19 protein-coding genes are annotated in these 18,241 nt (G+C 60.8%); 9 read left to right on the forward strand and 10 right to left on the reverse strand.

What is annotated here, in order from left to right; genetic code table 11:
• The first annotated feature begins 20 nt into the window (after positions 1 to 20).
• Genes zur through ACM530_RS09435 form a run of 4 tightly spaced genes read left to right on the forward strand, consistent with a single transcriptional unit; the run spans position 21 to position 2,826 of the window.
• Positions 21 to 503, forward strand: coding sequence for a zinc uptake transcriptional repressor Zur (gene zur / locus ACM530_RS09420; RefSeq protein WP_416364657.1), 483 nt, complete (start codon positions 21 to 23; stop codon positions 501 to 503).
• Positions 503 to 1,288, forward strand: a complete 786-nt coding sequence (znuC, locus tag ACM530_RS09425) for a zinc ABC transporter ATP-binding protein ZnuC (RefSeq protein WP_416364658.1) — start codon at positions 503 to 505, stop codon at positions 1,286 to 1,288. The genes zur and znuC overlap by 1 nt, the downstream gene beginning before the upstream one ends.
• Positions 1,281 to 2,069 carry a zinc ABC transporter permease subunit ZnuB gene (gene znuB / locus ACM530_RS09430; RefSeq protein WP_094949676.1) on the forward strand — a complete coding sequence of 263 codons (789 nt, stop codon included), beginning with the start codon at positions 1,281 to 1,283 and terminating at the stop codon, positions 2,067 to 2,069. The genes znuC and znuB overlap by 8 nt, the downstream gene beginning before the upstream one ends.
• Before the next feature lie 37 nt (positions 2,070 to 2,106).
• Entirely contained in the window at positions 2,107 to 2,826 is a 720-nt protein-coding gene (locus tag ACM530_RS09435) for a PA5502 family lipoprotein (protein WP_119741320.1), read from the forward strand.
• 49 nt (positions 2,827 to 2,875) lie between these two features.
• On the opposite strand, the gene katE is transcribed toward ACM530_RS09435, so the two are convergent.
• Positions 2,876 to 5,017 (reverse strand): catalase HPII, encoded by a 2,142-nt coding sequence (gene katE / locus ACM530_RS09440; protein WP_106576029.1) that lies wholly within the window; start codon positions 5,015 to 5,017, stop codon positions 2,876 to 2,878.
• Between the two features lie 265 nt (positions 5,018 to 5,282).
• On the opposite strand from katE, the gene ACM530_RS09445 reads away from it, so the two are divergent.
• The 3 genes from ACM530_RS09445 to ACM530_RS09455 are packed head-to-tail and all read left to right on the forward strand — an operon-like array spanning position 5,283 to position 7,788.
• Positions 5,283 to 6,290: a methionine ABC transporter ATP-binding protein gene (locus ACM530_RS09445; protein WP_145158580.1), complete on the forward strand. Its 1,008-nt coding sequence runs from the start codon at positions 5,283 to 5,285 to the stop codon at positions 6,288 to 6,290.
• The gene (locus ACM530_RS09450; protein WP_106576027.1) at positions 6,290 to 6,964 is read left to right on the forward strand and encodes a methionine ABC transporter permease; all 675 of its coding nucleotides are present in this window, start codon (positions 6,290 to 6,292) and stop codon (positions 6,962 to 6,964) included. The genes ACM530_RS09445 and ACM530_RS09450 overlap by 1 nt, the downstream gene beginning before the upstream one ends.
• 50 nt (positions 6,965 to 7,014) lie before the next feature.
• Positions 7,015 to 7,788, forward strand: coding sequence for a MetQ/NlpA family ABC transporter substrate-binding protein (locus ACM530_RS09455; RefSeq protein WP_106576026.1), 774 nt, complete (start codon positions 7,015 to 7,017; stop codon positions 7,786 to 7,788).
• An 811-nt stretch (positions 7,789 to 8,599) separates the two neighbouring features.
• Here ACM530_RS09455 and ACM530_RS09460 read toward each other — a convergent pair.
• Genes ACM530_RS09460 through ACM530_RS09480 form a run of 5 tightly spaced genes read right to left on the reverse strand, consistent with a single transcriptional unit; the run spans position 8,600 to position 12,523 of the window.
• Positions 8,600 to 9,235 (reverse strand): SCO family protein, encoded by a 636-nt coding sequence (locus ACM530_RS09460; protein WP_416364659.1) that lies wholly within the window; start codon positions 9,233 to 9,235, stop codon positions 8,600 to 8,602.
• Complete coding sequence (gene cyoE / locus ACM530_RS09465) at positions 9,232 to 10,131, reverse strand: heme o synthase (protein ID WP_106576024.1); 900 nt, start codon at positions 10,129 to 10,131, stop codon at positions 9,232 to 9,234. Before cyoE ends, ACM530_RS09460 begins: the two co-directional genes overlap by 4 nt.
• Positions 10,119 to 11,198, reverse strand: coding sequence for a COX15/CtaA family protein (locus tag ACM530_RS09470; protein WP_416364660.1), 1,080 nt, complete (start codon positions 11,196 to 11,198; stop codon positions 10,119 to 10,121). Before ACM530_RS09470 ends, cyoE begins: the two co-directional genes overlap by 13 nt.
• A 10-nt stretch (positions 11,199 to 11,208) precedes the next feature.
• Positions 11,209 to 11,793 (reverse strand): hypothetical protein, encoded by a 585-nt coding sequence (locus ACM530_RS09475; RefSeq protein ID WP_416364661.1) that lies wholly within the window; start codon positions 11,791 to 11,793, stop codon positions 11,209 to 11,211.
• The gene (locus tag ACM530_RS09480; protein WP_416364662.1) at positions 11,759 to 12,523 is read right to left on the reverse strand and encodes an SURF1 family protein; all 765 of its coding nucleotides are present in this window, start codon (positions 12,521 to 12,523) and stop codon (positions 11,759 to 11,761) included. Before ACM530_RS09480 ends, ACM530_RS09475 begins: the two co-directional genes overlap by 35 nt.
• Positions 12,524 to 12,551: 28 nt before the next feature.
• Between ACM530_RS09480 and ACM530_RS09485 the strand changes: the two genes are divergently transcribed.
• Complete coding sequence (locus ACM530_RS09485; RefSeq protein WP_016969525.1) at positions 12,552 to 12,755, forward strand: twin transmembrane helix small protein; 204 nt, start codon at positions 12,552 to 12,554, stop codon at positions 12,753 to 12,755.
• A gap of 6 nt (positions 12,756 to 12,761) precedes the next feature.
• On the opposite strand, the gene ACM530_RS09490 is transcribed toward ACM530_RS09485, so the two are convergent.
• The 4 genes from ACM530_RS09490 to coxB all read right to left on the reverse strand — a co-directional run bounded on the left by ACM530_RS09490 (position 12,762) and on the right by coxB (position 17,153).
• Complete coding sequence (locus ACM530_RS09490; protein WP_416364663.1) at positions 12,762 to 13,649, reverse strand: cytochrome c oxidase subunit 3; 888 nt, start codon at positions 13,647 to 13,649, stop codon at positions 12,762 to 12,764.
• Positions 13,650 to 13,684: 35 nt separating this feature from the next.
• On the reverse strand, positions 13,685 to 14,236 hold the full coding sequence (locus tag ACM530_RS09495; protein WP_369302755.1) for a cytochrome c oxidase assembly protein: 552 nt from the start codon (positions 14,234 to 14,236) through the stop codon (positions 13,685 to 13,687).
• Positions 14,237 to 14,380: 144 nt separating this feature from the next.
• Positions 14,381 to 15,967: a cytochrome c oxidase subunit I gene (ctaD, locus tag ACM530_RS09500; protein ID WP_106576019.1), complete on the reverse strand. Its 1,587-nt coding sequence runs from the start codon at positions 15,965 to 15,967 to the stop codon at positions 14,381 to 14,383.
• Positions 15,968 to 16,025: 58 nt separating this feature from the next.
• The gene (gene coxB, locus ACM530_RS09505) at positions 16,026 to 17,153 is read right to left on the reverse strand and encodes a cytochrome c oxidase subunit II (protein ID WP_119741308.1); all 1,128 of its coding nucleotides are present in this window, start codon (positions 17,151 to 17,153) and stop codon (positions 16,026 to 16,028) included.
• A 369-nt stretch (positions 17,154 to 17,522) separates the two neighbouring features.
• Between coxB and ACM530_RS09510 the strand changes: the two genes are divergently transcribed.
• Positions 17,523 to 18,170 (forward strand): hypothetical protein, encoded by a 648-nt coding sequence (locus tag ACM530_RS09510; RefSeq protein WP_145158496.1) that lies wholly within the window; start codon positions 17,523 to 17,525, stop codon positions 18,168 to 18,170.
• Positions 18,171 to 18,241 lie beyond the last annotated feature (71 nt).

Consider the following 18,241-nt stretch of genomic DNA (forward strand, 5'->3'; position numbering starts at 1 on the left):
TCAAATGTCTGTCGCCGCTCATGCCTAAAACACCGCTTGCCAGCCGTCCCCACGACCACTCTCACTGCGTGCATACCGCGCTGTCAGAGGCCGACACCCTGTGCGCCCGTCAAGGCCTGCGCCTGACCGCGCTGCGTCGTCGGGTGCTGGAACTGGTGTGGCAAAGCCACAAGCCGCTGGGCGCCTACGACATTCTTGGCGTGCTCAGCGAGCAGGACGGCCGCCGCGCCGCGCCGCCGACGGTGTACCGCGCGCTGGATTTCCTGCTGGAAAACGGCCTGGTGCACCGCATCGCCTCCCTCAATGCCTTTGTTGGCTGCAACCACCCGGAACACGCGCATCAGGGCCAGTTCCTGATCTGCCGCGAGTGCCATGCGGCCATCGAGCTTGAACAAAAAAGCATCAGCGACGCCATCATCAAAAGCTCGGCCGACGTCGGCTTCAGGGTCGAAGGGCAAACGGTCGAAGTGGTCGGGCTCTGCTCGGGTTGCCAGGGGGCTTGATGAGCAATGCGTTAATCCGCCTCGAAGGGGTTGGTGTCACGTTCGCCGGGCAAAACGTGCTGGATAACATCGGGCTGAGCATCGAGCCGGGCCAGATCGTGACGCTGATCGGTCCCAATGGCGCCGGCAAGACCACGCTGGTGCGCGCAGTACTCGGCTTATTGAAGCCGGACAGTGGCAGCGTATGGCGCAAGCCCAAGCTGCGCGTCGGTTACATGCCGCAAAAATTGCACGTCGACCCGACACTGCCGCTGTCCGTGCTGCGCTTTTTGCGCCTGGTGCCCGGTGTAGACCGCGCCCGCGCGCAGGCTGCGCTCAAGGAGGTCGGTGCCGAACAGGTGATCGACAGCCCGGTGCAAAGCATCTCCGGCGGCGAAATGCAGCGCGTGCTGCTGGCCCGCGCCTTGCTGCGCGAGCCTGAACTGCTGGTGCTCGATGAACCCGTGCAAGGCGTTGACGTTGCCGGCCAGGCCGAGCTGTACAGCCTGATTACCCGCCTGCGTGACCGCCACGGCTGTGGCGTGTTGATGGTCTCCCACGACCTGCACCTGGTCATGAGCACCACCGATCAGGTGGTGTGCCTCAACCGCCACGTTTGCTGCTCCGGCCATCCGGAGCAGGTCAGTAGCGACCCGGCGTTTGTCGAGCTGTTCGGCAAGAATGCCCCGAGCCTGGCGATCTATCACCACCATCACGACCACGCCCATGATTTGCACGGCGCCGTGGTTGACGATCCCGCCACCCGTCACACACACGTTCATGGAGATAGCTGCAAGCATGGCTGATTTTCTGCTCTACGCCCTGCTGGCAGGCTTGGCTCTGGCGCTGGTGGCGGGCCCGTTGGGCTCGTTTGTGGTCTGGCGGCGCATGGCCTATTTTGGCGACACGTTGTCGCATGCCGCGCTGCTGGGCGTGGCCATGGGCTTTTTGCTGGACGTGAGCCCGACCATCGCCGTCACCGTGGGCTGCCTGCTGCTGGCGGTGCTGCTGGTGACCCTGCAACAGCGCCAACCGCTGGCCTCCGACACACTGCTGGGGATCCTGGCGCCGAGCACCCTGTCCCTGGGCCTGGTGGTGCTGAGCTTCATGCATGAAGTGCGCATCGACCTGATGGCCTACCTGTTCGGCGACCTGCTGGCGATCAGCCCTACAGACCTTGCGTGGATCCTCGGTGGCAGCGCCGCCGTGCTGCTCTTGCTGGTGGCTCTGTGGCGCCCGTTGCTGGCGATCACCGTGCATGAAGAGCTGGCCACGGTGGAAGGTTTGCCCGTGCCCGCCCTGCGCATGACCCTGATGCTGTTGATCGCGGTGGTGATTGCTGTCGCGATGAAGATTGTCGGCGTATTGTTGATCACCTCGCTGCTGATCATTCCCGCAGCCGCCGCCCAACGCCATGCGCGCTCACCCGAGCAAATGGCGATCGGCGCCAGCCTGTTGGGCATGCTTGCAGTGTGCGGGGGCCTGGCGCTGTCGTGGTTCAAGGACACGCCAGCCGGCCCGTCGATTGTCGTCACGGCGGCCGCCCTCTTTCTGCTGAGTTTTGTCCTGCCCCGTCGAGGGGTGTAGACTTGCTCGCTTTTTGCGCAACTAGAGAGTCGCAGGAATGAAGCTGTTCAACGCCCGTTATCTGCTCCTTGCCGCATTTTCCCTGCTGCTGGGCGCCTGTCAAAGTACGCCGCCCGCCGCCCCCGAGGTACCGGACGCACGCGCTGCGGCCATCGCGCAGCTGGAGCAAAACCTGGCCAGCAGCGAGCTTGCCACTGCCGAAGACGAATTGGCCGCGTTACAGGCCCAGTCGCCCAACGACCCGGCCCTCGAGCCTTACCAGCGTCAATTGGCCGAGGCCTACTTGCAGCGCAGCCAGATTGTGCTGCAAAAAGGCGATGTCAACGCTGCCGCCACGGCCCTGAGCCGGGCCCGTGCGCTGATGCCCAAGGCCCCGGCACTGACCGGTGGCGTCAACAGCGCCATCAGCCATGCGCGCAAAGCCGAGCTGGATAAAGCCGAAGCCGCCTTGAAAGCCGCTGAAGCCAAGCCGCCGGCCAAGGTCATCGACCCGGCCGCTGAAAGCACCACTGTGGCCCTGAACCTCGTCGATATCGAAGAACTTCGCCATCAACTGGACGCGATCGCCACCGACGTGGTGAATTACCAGTGCGACGTGACCATCCAGGCGCCGCGCACGCAGGACTACCCATGGCTGGCCACATTGCTGACCAAACGGGTGAAGCGAATTGATTCGGGGTATGACCTGAAGATTCACCGGCAGATTGTGAAACACATTCCGGCGCAGGTAGTGCTGATTCCGCGCAAGGCGCAATAAAAGCATCGCGGGCTTGCCCGCGATGGCGATCTAACAAACAGCCGATAACTTAAGCCGGAATAGCCTTAGCCTTAGGCTCACGATCCCAAACCCGGTGCTGTGCAATCGCGGCAAAGAACGCCTTGAACGCTTTCGCATCCGACCCCACGATCAGCCCCGCATCCACTTCAAGCTTCAGTAGATCCAGCAACGGCTTGGCATCATTGGCAACCGTGATCGCCTTCAGGTGCTTGTACGCCTCCAGCAGGAAGTGCAACGCCACACCATCCCCGCTCAATGCCTGCACCGACTTGGCGCCGCCCGGTACGAACACCGCGTCAAAGGCAATCGACGGCATGCCTTCCATCGACGCATCCACCTTCAGGCTCTTGCCATCGGCGGTGGTCACCGGCGCCGAAGTTGGCCCCAGCAGCTTGGCGTGTGCACCTTCAGCTTCCAGCGCTTTCTTCAACGCAGCAATTGCCGCGCCGTCCACGCCGTTAGCCGCGAGGATCGCAACTTTGCGCGTTTTGATATCGCCCGACAGCAGGTTCACCTGGCTCAACGCCGGCGACTCTTTGAGCGACGACTCACGCGGCGGCACGGTGCCTTTGGTTGGCGCCGGCAAACCGAGGTTCTGTGCTACGCGCTTGGCCAGCTCCAGGTCGATATTGGCCAGAATCTCGTTGACCTGACGGGCGCGGATAAACTCACGCTCCACCTTGCCCAACTCGAAGCTGTACGCCGCGATGATGTGCTCTTTCTCGTGGTGGCTCATGCTGTGGAAAAACAGCGTGGCTTGCGAGAAGTGATCGCCAAACGACTCGCTGCGCTCACGCACTTTGTTGGCGTCGACACGTTCGTAATAGGTCTCGAAACCGCCATCCTGCGCAGCCGGTGGCGTTTCTTTCGGCCAGCCGCCGTCAATCGAGTTCGGCTCGTAGGCCGCGCGGCCCTTGTCGATCACGGTGCGATGTTGAGCGTCGCGCTGGCCGTTATGGAACGGCGTGACCGGCCGATTGATCGGCAGCTCGTGAAAGTTCGGGCCACCGAGACGGCTGATCTGAGTATCCGTGTAGGAAAACAGACGGCCTTGCAGCAGTGGGTCATTGGTGAAGTCGATACCCGGCACGATATGGCCCGGGCAAAAAGCCACCTGTTCAACCTCAGCGAAGAAGTTATCCGGGTTACGGTTAAGCACCATTTTGCCCAGCGGCGTAATCGGCACCAATTCTTCAGGGATGATCTTGGTCGGGTCGAGCAGGTCGAAGTCGAACTTGTGCTCGTCTTCTTCCGCAACGATTTGCACGCCCAATTCCCACTCAGGGTAGTCGCCGCTTTCAATCGCTTCCCACAGGTCGCGACGGTGGTAATCGGTATCTTTACCGGCAAGCTTTTGCGCTTCGTCCCACACCAGCGAGCAGGTGCCCACTTTTGGATGCCAGTGGAATTTCACAAAGCTCGACTTACCTTCGGTATTGATCAAGCGGAAAGTGTGAATGCCGAAGCCCTGCATGGCGCGCAGGCTTTTGGGGATGGCACGGTCGGACATGGCCCACAGCACCATGTGCGCGGATTCTGGCTGCAGCGAGACGAAATCCCAGAACGTGTCATGGGCAGAGCCGCCGGTGGGAATCTCGTTATGCGGCTCAGGTTTGACCGCGTGCACGAAGTCAGGAAACTTGATCGCGTCCTGAATGAAGAACACCGGCATGTTGTTGCCCACCAGGTCGAAGTTACCTTCGTCGGTGAAGAACTTCACAGCAAAACCACGCACGTCACGCACCGTATCGCCCGAGCCACGCGGGCCCTGCACAGTGGAGAACCGCACAAACACCGGGGTTTTATGCTCGGGGTTGCGCAGGAAACCGGCCTTACTCAGCGCCGAATGGTTCTCATAGGTCTGGAAATAGCCGTGGGCGCCAGTGCCGCGAGCATGCACGATGCGCTCCGGGATACGCTCATGGTCAAAGTGCGTGATTTTTTCACGCATGATGAAGTCTTCCAGCAGCGATGGGCCACGGGCGCCGACTTTCAGGGTGTTCTGGTTGTCAGAAATCTTTACGCCTTGATTGGTGCGCAGCGCCTGGCCGGTTGCGTCGGAACGGAACTCTTCCAGGGCCTGCAGCTTGGCGTTGGTGTTGCCACGGTCCAGGGTATCGGTGCCCGCGAGTTCACTCTTCGGCGGGGTAGCTGGCTTCTTGGTACTCATCAGTCAAAACTCCTTATTCAAATTGGCCAGAGCGGTCCCCGGCTCGTTTGAGCAAACCCCCAGGCACGGCACCTGGGAAATTGAGTTGCTTAAGTAGTGACTGACACGGATTTGCACCGTTCCTTTTTTATGACCTTTGATCGCGTTATTGCCAAATCGCTGGTTGAATGCGAAATAAATGCTAAGAAACACTATACGGACAGGCTAAAATGCGCGCCCGGCTAACCGCTGATCCCTTTTCCATGCGCCCCACAAGGTTCGCTACGTGATCGAGTTTCATAACGTCCATAAAACCTACCGCGTCGCCGGTAAGGAAATCCCCGCGCTGCACCCCACCAGCCTGCGTGTCGAAAACGGCCAGGTGTTCGGCCTGATTGGCCACTCCGGTGCGGGAAAAAGTACCCTGTTGCGTCTGATCAACCGCCTGGAGCAACCCAGCGGTGGCCAGATCAATGTCGACGGCGAAGAAGTCACCGCCCTGGACGCCAATGGCCTGCGCCGTTTTCGCCAGCAAGTCGGGATGATCTTCCAGCACTTCAACCTGCTTGCCTCCAAGACCGTCGCCGACAACGTAGCGCTGCCGCTGACGCTGGCTGGCGAACTGTCGCGCAAGGAAATCGACCAGCGCGTGGCTGAGCTGCTCGCCCGTGTCGGCTTGTCGGACCACGCCAAGAAATACCCGGCGCAGTTGTCCGGTGGCCAGAAGCAGCGCGTCGGTATTGCCCGCGCCCTGGCAACCAAGCCAAAAATTCTGCTGTGCGACGAAGCCACCAGCGCCCTCGACCCACAAACCACCGCCTCGGTGCTGCAATTGCTGGCCGAGATCAACCGCGAGTTGAAGCTGACCATCGTGCTGATCACCCACGAGATGGACGTGATCCGCCGCGTATGCGACCAAGTGGCGGTGATGGATGCTGGCGTGATCGTCGAGCAAGGTTCGGTGGCCGATGTGTTCCTGCACCCCAAGCACCCGACCACCAAGCGCTTTGTGCAAGAAGCGGATCAGGTCGACGAAAGCGAGCAGCGCGATGACTTTGCTCACGTGCCAGGCCGTATCGTGCGTCTGACGTTCCAGGGCGAAGCAACCTACGCGCCGCTGCTGGGTACCGTCGCCCGCGAAACCGGCGTGGACTACAGCATCCTCGCCGGTCGTATTGACCGCATCAAAGACATTCCCTACGGCCAACTGACCCTCGCCGTGACCGGTGGGGACATGGACGCCGCTTTCGCCCGCTTTACCGCGGCAGACGTCCACATGGAGGTTCTGCGCTAATGGAAATCCTGTTGAGTTTCTTCGCCAATATTGACTGGTCCGAGATCTGGCTCGCCACCGGCGACACCATGACCATGCTGCTCGGTTCGCTGTTCTTCACCATCCTGCTCGGCCTGCCACTGGGTGTGCTGCTGTTTCTGACCAGCCCGCGCCAACTGTTCGAACAAAAAGGCCTGTACGCGCTGCTGTCGCTGATCGTGAACATCCTGCGTTCGCTGCCGTTCATCATTCTGCTTATCGTGATGATCCCGTTCACCATACTGATCACCGGCACCTCGCTGGGCGTGGCCGGTGCGATTCCGCCACTGGTCGTAGGCGCGACGCCGTTCTTCGCGCGCCTGGTGGAAACCGCCCTGCGTGAAGTGGACCGCGGCATCATCGAAGCCACGCAGTCCATGGGCGCCAGCACGCGTCAGATCATCATCAATGCACTGCTGCCCGAAGCGCGCCCCGGTATTTTCGCTGCGATTACGGTGACGGCCATTACACTGGTTTCCTACACGGCCATGGCCGGTGTTGTCGGCGCCGGCGGTTTGGGCGACCTGGCGATCCGCTTTGGTTACCAGCGGTTTCAGACTGACGTGATGGTTGTCACTGTGGTGATGCTGCTGATCCTGGTGCAAATTCTGCAAACCGTCGGCGATAAGCTGGTGGTGCACTTTTCTCGAAAATAACGGCCATGGCCGGCCCCCGCCGGCGCATGCCCGAACAAGGAGCTTGCTGGATGAAAAAACTACTGGTTGCTTTCGCTGCCGTTGCCGCGTTTTCCGCCCACGCTGCCGAGACCCTCACGGTCGCCGCGTCGCCAGTGCCGCACGCGGAAATCCTGGAGTTTGTGAAGCCCGCACTCGCCAAAGAAGGCGTGGACCTGCAGGTCAAAGTCTTCACCGACTACGTGCAGCCGAACGTACAAGTGGCTGAAAAGCGCCTGGACGCCAACTTCTTCCAGCACCAGCCGTACCTGGATGAGTTCAACAAGGCCAAGGGCACTCACCTGGTGAGCGTCGGTGCCGTGCACCTGGAGCCTTTGGGCGCCTACTCCAGCAAGTACAAAAAACTCGAAGACCTGCCGGATGGCGCCAATGTCGTGATCCCGAACGACGCCACCAACGGTGGCCGCGCGTTGCTGCTGCTGGCCAAGCACAACCTGATCACCCTGAAGGACCCGACCAACATCCTGTCGACCATCAAGGACATCTCCGGTAACCCGAAAAACCTCAAATTCCGCGAACTGGAAGCCGCCACACTGCCGCGCGTGCTGACCCAGGTCGACCTGGCGCTGATCAACACCAACTACGCCCTGGAAGCCAAACTGGACCCATCCAAGGACGCTCTGGTGATCGAAGGCAACGACTCGCCTTACGTGAACATCCTGGTGACCCGCGAAGACAACAAAGACTCGGACGCCGTGAAGAAGCTGGTTGCAGCCCTGCACACGCCGGAAGTGAAAGCGTTCATTCTTGAGAAGTACAAAGGCGCGATCCTGCCGGCGTTCTGATCTGCCCCGATCTTCAAAACTCTGAAGATCAAAAAATGTGGGAGCGGGCTTGCTCGCGATAGCAACTTGGCAGTCACCGAAGAGGGTGACTGGCCCACCGTCTTCGGGGGCAAGCCCCCTCCCACATTTGTTTTTGTGTTGTTTGGAAGATCAGGCCGGCACACTTGCCTGCTTACGCGTTGTTCAAACCTTGCACAAAACCCCTGTGGGAGCGGGCTGCTCGCGAAGGCGCAGTGTCAGTCACCGAAGATGGTGACTGGCCCACCGCCTTCGGGGGCAAGCCCCCTCCCACATTTGTTTTTGTGTTGTTTGGAAGATCAGGCCGGCGCACTTGCCTGCTTACGCATTGCTCAAACCTTGCACAAACCCCCTGTGGGAGCGGGCTTGCTCGCGAAGGCGCAGTGTCAGTCACCGAACTTATCGACTGAACCACCGTCTTCGGGGGCAAGCCCCCTCCCACATTTGTTTTATGTTGTTTGGAAGATCAAGCCAGCACACTTGCCTGCTTACGCGTTGTTCAAATCTTGCACAAAACTCCTGTGGGGGCGGGCTTGCTCGCGAAGGCGCAGTGTCAGTCACCGAAGATGGTGACTGGCCCACCGCCTTCGGGGGCAAGCCCCCTCCCACATTTGGTTTTGTGTTGTTTGGAAGATGAGGCCGGCGCACTTACCCGCTACGCGTTGTTCAAACCTTGCACAAAGCACTGTGGGAGCTGGCTTGCCTGCGATGGCGGTGGGTCAGTCAGCCTATCAGCCTCTGATCCACCGCCCTCGCAGGCACGCCAGCTCCCACATGTATGGTGCGGTGCCTGTTATTTACGCTGCAGCAACGCCGGCAACTGCGCCACCAGCTTTTGATTGTTCAGCGGCGCACGAATAAACCCGCGCTGCGTGCCGTCCGGCCCGATCAGCGCCAGGTTGCCGCTGTGGTCGACGGTGTAGTTGGGCTTGCTGGTATCCGCTGGAATAAACGGGATGCTCACCGCATTCGAGACCTTCTGCACATCGTCCACATTCGCGCCGGTCAGGCCTTCGAATTGCGGGTCGAAGTAGCCCAGGTATTGCTTGAGCTGAGCCGGCGTGTCGCGGTTCGGGTCGACGCTGAGCAGAATCACCTGCAACTTATCCACCGCCTCTTTGGGCAGCTCGCTCTTGATCTGACGCAGTTGGGCGAGGGTGGTGGGGCAGATGTCGGGGCAGAAGGTGTAGCCGAAAAACAGCAGGCTCCATTTGCCTTTCAACTCGTTGACCAGCACCGGCTGGCCGTTCTGGTCTGTCATGGTCACCGGCGGCAGCTGGCGGCTTTGCGGCAGCAGGATGATGCCCGCGTCGATCAGCGCAGTAGGGTCGCCCTGGCCTTTGCCGCTGAGCACTTTGTTGACGGTCAGGCCCATGATCAACGCGACGATGGCCACCAGGATAAAGACGGTTTTTTGAGTTCGAGTCATAGGTTCAACAGTAAGTAGTGGTCTACGAGCAGGGCGATAAACAGCACAAACAGGTACCAGATAGAGTACTTGAAGGTGTTGATCGCCGCGTGCGGCTGGCTGCCACGGTACAGCACCCAGGCCCATTGCAGAAAGCGTGCGCCCAACACCAGCGCACACGCCAGGTACAGCAGGCCACTCATGTGAATCACATACGGCATCAGGCTCACCGCCAGCAGGGCGAAGGTGTAGAGCAGGATGTGCACCTTCGTGTAGTGCTCGCCGTGGGTGACCGGCAGCATCGGGATGTCGGCCTTGGCGTATTCCTCCTTGCGGTGAATGGCCAGGGCCCAGAAGTGCGGCGGGGTCCAGGCGAAGATGATCAACACCAGCAGCAGCGGCTCGGCGCTGACATGCCCGGTCACGGCAACCCAACCCAACAGCGGCGGCGCCGCGCCGGCGAGGCCGCCGATGACGATGTTTTGTGGCGTTGCGCGCTTGAGGAAGCCGGTGTAGATCACCGCGTAGCCGAGCAGCGAAGCCAGCGTCAACCAGGCCGCCAATGGATTGGTAAACGCCAGCAGCAAGGCCAAGCCTGCAACAGCCAGAAACAAAGCAAAGGCCAATGCCGCCACCGGCGACACCCGCCCTTCGGCCATCGGCCGTTTGTGCGTGCGCGCCATCACCGCATCGATGCGCCGATCCACCACATGGTTGACCGCCGCCGCACCTCCGGCACACAGCGCAATGCCCAGGTTGCCAAAAATCAGCACCGCCCATGGCACCCCGGCGCGGGTGGCGAGGAACATGCCCACCAAGGAGGTGATGAGCATCAGCACCACCACCTTTGGCTTGGTCAGTTCCAGGTAATCTCGCCAGATCGCCTGATCGCGGCGCGCGTCGATCAAGGTCGCCATGGCGTCTCTCCTTTAAGGGTGATGAGGCCCGAAACGTGTTTGCGCGGAATGAAGCGCCATCCGAACGGCAACTGATGGCGCACCCGGACCAGGCTGGTGCGCGCGTGGTAATTGACCAGCACCAACGTCAGCAGCAACGCTGCGCCGCCTGCGTTATGGCCGACCGCCACCGGCAGCGGCAGGCCGAACGCCACATTGCTCACGCCCAGGCTGATTTGCACCGCCAGGGCGATCAGCAACAAGCCCGCCAGTCGCGTCATGCCCACTGCGCGCAATTGCCAGGCCAGCCCCAACAGCACCAGTGTCACCAACATCGCGCCAAGGCGATGGGTCAGGTGGATAGCGGTACGCGCTTCGCTGTCGAGCTGGCCACCGAGGTAATTGGGGCCGATGTGCTGAGTGAGGTGAAAGCCGTTGGCAAAGTCCGCCGCCGGCCACCACTGGCCATGGCACGTGGGCAGGTCGATACAGGCCACCGCCGCGTAGTTGGAACTCACCCAGCCGCCCAGCGCAATTTGCCCGATCACCAGCACCAACCCGGCGGTCGCCCAATATTGCAGGCGCTTGGGCACGATCAACGCGGGCAGCACACCGGACAGTCGCAGGGTCAGCAGAAACAATAAGCTCAAGGTGGCAAAACCGCCGAGCAGATGGCCGGTTACAACTTGCGGCCACAGCTTCAATGTCACCGTCCACATGCCAAACGCGGCCTGGGCGAACACCACCGCCAACACAAACAGCGGTAGTTTCACCGGCTGGCCTGGATCACGCCGATGGCTCCACGAACGCGCCGCCAACAGCACGATGAGCAACCCCAAGGTGCCGGCAAAGTAGCGATGGGTCATCTCGGCCCAGCCCTTGTCGGCCTGCACCGGCGTATCAGGGAAGTGCAGCTCGGCGTGCGCCAGTTGGGCTTCGCTCTGCGGCACGCTGATAAAACCGTAACAGCCGGGCCAGTCCGGGCAACCGAGGCCGGCATGGGTCAGGCGCGTATAGGCGCCGAGCAGCACGACGATCAGCGCGAGCAAGGTGGCAAACAACGCGAGGCGAAATCCAGGTTTGGCCATGACGATGCCCTTATCCGATGTTCGACAGTTTCAGCAGCAAGCGCAGGTCGTTGAGCAGGTCCTTGCCCTTGACCTTGGCGTCGTAGCGCAGCACCAAGTTGCCGTGCGGGTCGACGATCCACAGTTGCGCATCGCCGGGTGCGGCGGCGTCCTTGGTGAAGGTCGACAGGTCCAGCGGATAGCGTTGCAGTTGCGGGTATTCGGCTTCGAGCTTGGCCGCGTAGGCGCTGCTCACTGGCTGCGCACTGGCCAAGGCATGGCTGGCGCGCGAGGCATCACGGCCCAGGCTGATTTGCAGTTGGCGCGCCAGGTATACCAACTGCTGGCACTCAGCGGCGCAGGCAGTGGGCGCGGTGACCAGCAGTTGCCAGCGATCTTCATCGGCCTGCACGCCAATGTCGGCGCGGGTCTGGCCGTTGCCGATCAGTTCGCCGTGGTAGCTGCGGCTGTCCGGCACCCAGAATTGCAACTTGTACATGAAAGTGGCCAGCGCCATCGGGCCGATCACCATCATCAGGATCAAAATCAGCTGCCAGCGGCCTTTGCGCCGGTCGGGCGCCTCAGACATGCTGGGTGGATTCATGGCCGCTCCCATGGGACTTCTCCTTTTTTTTGTGCCATCCGAGGTAGAGGTACAGCGCCAGCAGCGCCAAGGCCATGGCGAACCACTGCACGGCGTACCCCAAATGTTTTTCCGGGCCCATGGCGACTACCGGCCACGTGGTGTCATACGTGCCCGGGCCGGGTTCGGCGCGCAGTTCGTAGGCAAAACCGCCACGGCCCAATTCAGTCCACAGGGCGGCGGGGTGCAGCGCGGTAAGCAAGCGCGGCCATTGCGTGGTGGCTGGGTCGGCGTGCAGTTGGAAGGTTTCGCCGGGGGCGACGTATACCCAGGCGTCGAGATTCAACGGTTGATCGGGTGTGGTGAAGACCGGTGGCGTGCGTCGGTCTGGCCACGGCAGCCAGCCGCGATTGAGCAACAGCCACTGGCCGCTGGCCTGATCATGAAAGGGTTGCAGCAACTCGACGCCGGCCTTGCCGTCGCGCATGCGGTTGTCGAGCAACACGCTGTGCTCGGCGTCGAACTGGCCGCGCAGGCGCACGCGGCGAAAGGCGGGGTCGGGCATCTCATTGAGCTGAACACTGCTGATGGGGTCGGCCACACGCCGCTCGGCGTAGCTGTCCACCAGCAACTGTTTTTCATGGCCGCGCGCCAGTTGCCAGAACCCCAGGCCCACCATCAACGGCAGCAGCACCAGCACCACCAGCGTGGGTGCGAGTCCTGGGCGAAAGTCTTTTATGGCGCTGGCTATACTTGTTTTCATTGCCCGCCCATCCGAAGGGAACCTGACCATGCTCAAAGCAGCCATTGCCCTGATGCTGATCGCAACTGTCGTGAGCCTGTTCAGTGGTTTGTTCTTTCTGGTCAAGGACGAGGGCAACTCCAACCGCCTCGTCACTGCCTTGACCGTGCGTGTCGTACTGGCCGCGATCACCGTGGGCTTGATCGCCTGGGGCTTTTTCAGCGGCCAGCTGGTGTCTCATGCGCCGTGGTAAGGCGCCTCACAGCACATACACGAAGAAGAACAGGCCGATCCACACCACATCCACAAAGTGCCAATACCAACTGGCCGCCTCGAAACCAAACTGGTGCTCGGCATTGAAATGCCCGCGCAGGATGCGCATCAGCATCACGAACAGAATGATGGTGCCGATGGTCACGTGAGCGCCGTGAAAGCCCGTGAGCATGAAGAAGGTCGCGCCGTACACGCCCGAGCCGAGGGTCAGGCCCAGTTCTTTGTAGGCGTGCATGTACTCCTCGGCCTGGAAGGCCAGGAACGCCCAGCCCAGCAGCACGGTCAGCGCCAGCCAGATTTTCAGTGCGCCGCGATGGCCCTTGCACAAGGCATGGTGGGCGAGGGTGATGGTCACGCTGGAGCTGACCAGCAAGATCGTATTGATCAGCGGCAAGCCCCAAGGGCTGATGGTGCCTTCCGGTGGCGGGTACATTTTTGGGTCAGGGTTGTTGAGCAGCGGCCAGGTGAACTGAAAGTTCGGCCACAGCATGTGCGCGATGCCCTTGTGCCCTTCACCGCCCAGCCATGGCCCCGACATGTGCCGCACATAAAACAGGGCGCCAAAGAACGCGACGAAGAACATCACCTCGGAAAAGATGAACCAGGTCATGCCCCAGCGAAACGAGCGGTCCATCTGCGGGCTGTACAAACCGGCGCGGCTTTCCTTGATCACCGCGCCGAACCAGCCGAACAGCATGTAGGCCAGCAGCAGCCCACCGACGAAAAAGATCCACGGCCCGTGGGATTCCGGGCGCGCCGCCTTCAGATCGTTGAACCACACAGCCAAACCGTACACGGTGGTGAGCATGCCCAGGGTGGCAATTATTGGCCATTTGCTTTGCGCTGGTACGTAGTACGTATCATGAGACGACATGTATTCGCTCTCCTGATTGAGGGGGCAAACAGTAGCTAGCCGCCGGTATGGACGGCCACCGGCGGTTGGCGCGCAGTGATGTCAAACAGCGTGTATGCCAGGGTCAAATGCTTCACATCCTTGGGCATGGCGCGGTCGACGATAAAACGCACCGGCATTTCAATGCGCTGACCGGGCTGCAGCACTTGCTGGGTGAAGCAAAAGCACTCGGTCTTGTGGAAGTACATCGCCGCTTCGGCCGGGGAAATGCTCGGCACTGCCTGGGCTTTCATGACCTTGTCGGTGGGGTTGTAGGCGACGAACAGCATCTCGGTGACCGCACCGGGGTTGACCACCACTTCGTCAGCCTTGGAGTGAAACTCCCAGACCATGTCGATGGCATTGGTCGACAGGAACTGCACTCGCACCTGGCGCGTGGGGTCGACGACTTGCTCACCTTCGTACTGCCCGGCGGTCTTCCCGTTGATGCCGAACGCCTTGCACATCACGTCGTAAATCGGCACCAGGGCGAAGCCGAAGGCGAACATCGCCACCACCAGAATCAGCAGACGAGTGACCAGGCGCTTGATGGGGATGGACTCAAGCATGGCAGCCACCCCGCTTTTGACTTTCTGTGGGAGCTGGCTTGCCTGCGATGAGGGTCTGGCAGTTGATAGATTCGGTGACTGACACACCGCTATCGCAGGCAAGCCAGCTCCCACAGAAGAGCGAGGTAGCCTGGGCCAGGGTATTCACTTGACCTCCGGCGGCGTGGTGAACGTGTGATACGGCGCGGGCGAGGGGATGCTCCACTCCAAACCTTCGGCACCATCCCACGGCTTGGCCGGCGCCGGCGGGCCGCCGCGGATGCACTTGATGACGATGAACAGGAAGAAGATCTGCGTGGCGCCAAACATGAAGGCGCCAATCGAGGAGACCATGTTGAAGTCGGCGAACTGCAGGTTGTAGTCCGGCACCCGGCGCGGCATGCCGGCCAGTCCCACGAAATGCATCGGGAAAAACGCCATGTTCATGCCGATGAAGGACAGCCAAAAGTGCAGCTTGCCCAGGGTTTCGTCGTACATGTGCCCAGTCCATTTGGGCAGCCAGTAGTACGCCGAGGCGAAGATGCCGAAGATCGCGCCAGGCACCAGTACGTAATGGAAATGCGCCACCACAAAGTAGGTGTCGTGGTACTGGAAGTCCGCCGGGGCAATCGCCAGCATCAGACCGGAGAAGCCGCCGATGGTGAACAGGATCACGAAGGCCACGGCAAACAGCATCGGCGTCTCGAAGGTCAGCGAGCCTTGCCACATGGTGCTGACCCAGTTGAACACCTTCACGCCCGTCGGCACGGCGATCAGCAGCGTGGCGTACATGAAGAACAGCTCGCCCACCAGCGGAATGCCCACCACGAACATGTGGTGCGCCCACACAATGAACGACAGGAACGCGATGCTCGCCGTGGCGTAGACCATAGAGGTGTAGCCGAACAGCGGCTTGCGCGAGAAGGTCGGGATGATCGAGCTGACGGCGCCGAAGGCCGGCAGGATCATGATGTACACCTCGGGGTGGCCGAAGAACCAGAACACGTGCTGGAACAGCACCGGGTCACCGCCACCGGCAGCACTGAAGAAGCTGGTGCCGAAGTGGATGTCCATCAGCATCATGGTCACGCAGCCGGCCAGCACCGGCATCACCGCGATCAACAGGAACGCGGTGATCAGCCAGGTCCAGACAAACAGCGGCATCTTCATCAGGGTCATGCCAGGGGCGCGCAGGTTGAGAATGGTCGCGACCACGTTGATCGCGCCCATGATCGAACTGATGCCCATCAGGTGGATGGCAAAAATAAAGAACGTCACACTTTCCGGCGCGTAGGTGGTGGACAGCGGGGCGTAGAAGGTCCAGCCGAAATTCGGCCCGCCGCCGGGTGTGAACAACGTGGAAACCAGCAACAGGAACGCCGCTGGCAGCAGCCAGAAACTGAAGTTGTTCATGCGCGGCAGGGCCATGTCCGGCGCGCCGATCATCAGCGGGATCATCCAGTTGGCCAGGCCGACAAAGGCCGGCATCACCGCGCCGAACACCATGATCAGGCCGTGCATGGTGGTCATCTGGTTGAAGAACGCCGGCTGCACGATCTGCAGGCCGGGCTGGAACAGCTCGGCGCGGATCACCATGGCGAACGAGCCGCCGAGCAGGAACATGGTGAAGGCGAACCACAGGTACATCGTGCCGATGTCTTTGTGGTTGGTGGTCAGCACCCAGCGCATCAGGCCTTTGGCGGGGCCATGGGCATGGTCGGCGTGACCATGGTCATCGATCACAGTGCTCATGGCCGTTCTCCTGCAAAGGAATGGGCTGTGCGGTTCAGGGCATACGCAGTTGAGGCCGTCATTTGCTTTCCGCCTGTTTCAAAGCCAGCACGTCTTTGGGCGTGACCATGTCGCCTTTGTTGTTGCCCCAGGCGTTGCGTTCGTAGGTCACCACGGCGGCGATGTCCACTTCCGACAGCTGTTTGCCGAAGGCGGCCATGGCAGTGCCGGGTTTGCCGAAGTACACGCGGTGCAGGTGATCTTCCTTAGGCCCGGTGGCGATCGGCGAGCCTTTGAGCGCCGGGAACATCGGCGGCAGGCCTTGGCCCTCAGCCTGGTGACAGGCCACGCAGGTGGTGTGGTAGACCTTGTCGCCACGCGCCACCAGCTCTTCAAGCGTCCACTCTTTGGAGGTCAGCTCCTTGAGCTTGGCCGCTTCTGCCTTGCGCTCGCCGAGCCAAGTGTCGTAGTCGGCCTGGGATTTGACCTCGACCACAATCGGCATGAAGCCGTGGTCCTTGCCGCACAATTCAGCGCACTGGCCACGGTAGATGCCGGGCTTCTCGATGCGCGTCCAGGCCTCGTTGACGAAGCCGGGAATAGCGTCGCGCTTGACCGCAAAGGCCGGCACCCACCACGAATGGATCACGTCGGCGGCAGTCACCAGAAAGCGCACCTTGGCGCCCACCGGCAGCACCAAAGGCTGGTCGACTTCGAGCAGATAATGCTCGCCCTTGGTGGCCTGGTTATGGATCTGCTCGGCAGGGGTGGCCAGGTTGCTGAAGAATTCCACGTCCTGGCCCAGGTATTTGTAATGCCACTTCCACTGGTAACCGGTGACCTGGATATCGATATCCGACTCGGTGCTGTCGTAGATGTTGATCAGGGTCTTGGTCGCCGGAATGGCCATCGCTACCAGGATCAGCAACGGCACCACGGTCCAGAGAATTTCCACGGTCGTGCTCTCGTGAAATTTGGCAGCCACCTGGCCCGTGGATCGGCGGTGCAGGATCATCGACCAGAACATCGCGCCAAACACGACAATGCCGATCACCACACAAATCCAGAAGATGGTCATGTGCAGGTCAAACACGGCGTGACTGACTTCAGTAGCCCCTGGCGCCATATTCGTTGTCCAGGCGGCGTGCGCCTGGCCGAATACCGACCACAACAGAAGGCCCATCCAAACGTGTGGATGTCGCGTCATTGCGGGTTCCCCTTTATGTTTCTTGTTATCCCGCCGGTTTGCACCTGCGGCGAAGGGAGCGGCTTCCATACTGCTTACAACCGCCAAGCCTTGCCTGCTTCATGCAGTTGGGCGTCATCAGCTAATTGCGTACAAAATCGAGTATAGACAGCCGGGGCAACCCCGCAATGTGTAGGGGCAAATGAGCACAAACAGACGGGCGGGCCCAATAAATACGGGGGCGCAAACGTTTATCCGACGAACGATGGCGATTCGATATAACGCATGCGCATAACCATGAAATAATTATGACAAACGCGTCTTAGGCCCTCGTATAAACGAGCTACCTTGTTCTTTCCCTTTTCCTACGCCTGTTTCAATGGAGCTTTCATGAACACCGCCGCATTGCGCGAGCAGATTTCCCGTGCCCATCAACACGAAGCCAGCACTGGCCAGCTTGCCCAGCAACTGGAAAAACAATTGCCGCACCTGCATTCGGCCATCTCCCTGGCTGACGGTGATCGCAACATTGTCATGACCCGTTTTGTTACCGCCTACATCGAGCTTGTCCCTGACTTGCTGGAAGCCGCCAATGACGTGGCGCGCGAAGCTGGCATCGAAAGCCAGATCAAACCGGTACTGAAAATCGCCGAGCATTTCTTCCTGCAACCGCCCGCGATTCTTGCCGGCCACGAAGGCCTCGACGGCCTGCTGGACGAGGCCTACCTGGCCCATCGCCTGGTAGAAGAAGTCAACGATCTGTACATCACGCACTTCGGTCAGCCGTTGATTCCGGCGGACACCACCGTGGCCAACTTGATCGCTCATCAGTTGATCGGCGAAGCATTTGCCAATCAGTTGGACGAAGCCGTGCATTTGGCGGTGGATGAAATGCTCAACGAAGACAGCTTTGCGCTGGAGTCGGTCGAGGCTTACCGCGAGACGCTCAAGAGCCCGAACACGGAAGCGGCGTGGAAGCGCTGGCCGTGCCTGTCGCGTCAGCTGGGGGTTGAGTTGGCGTTGGATCAGCCGGCTTAACTCTTCAATATGATGCAAAACCCATGTGGGAGCGGGCTTGCTCGCGAATGCGGTAGATCAGTCGACATTGC

This window comes from Pseudomonas sp. NFX183 (assembly GCF_047943075.1).
In the GTDB taxonomy this organism is placed as follows: domain Bacteria; phylum Pseudomonadota; class Gammaproteobacteria; order Pseudomonadales; family Pseudomonadaceae; genus Aquipseudomonas.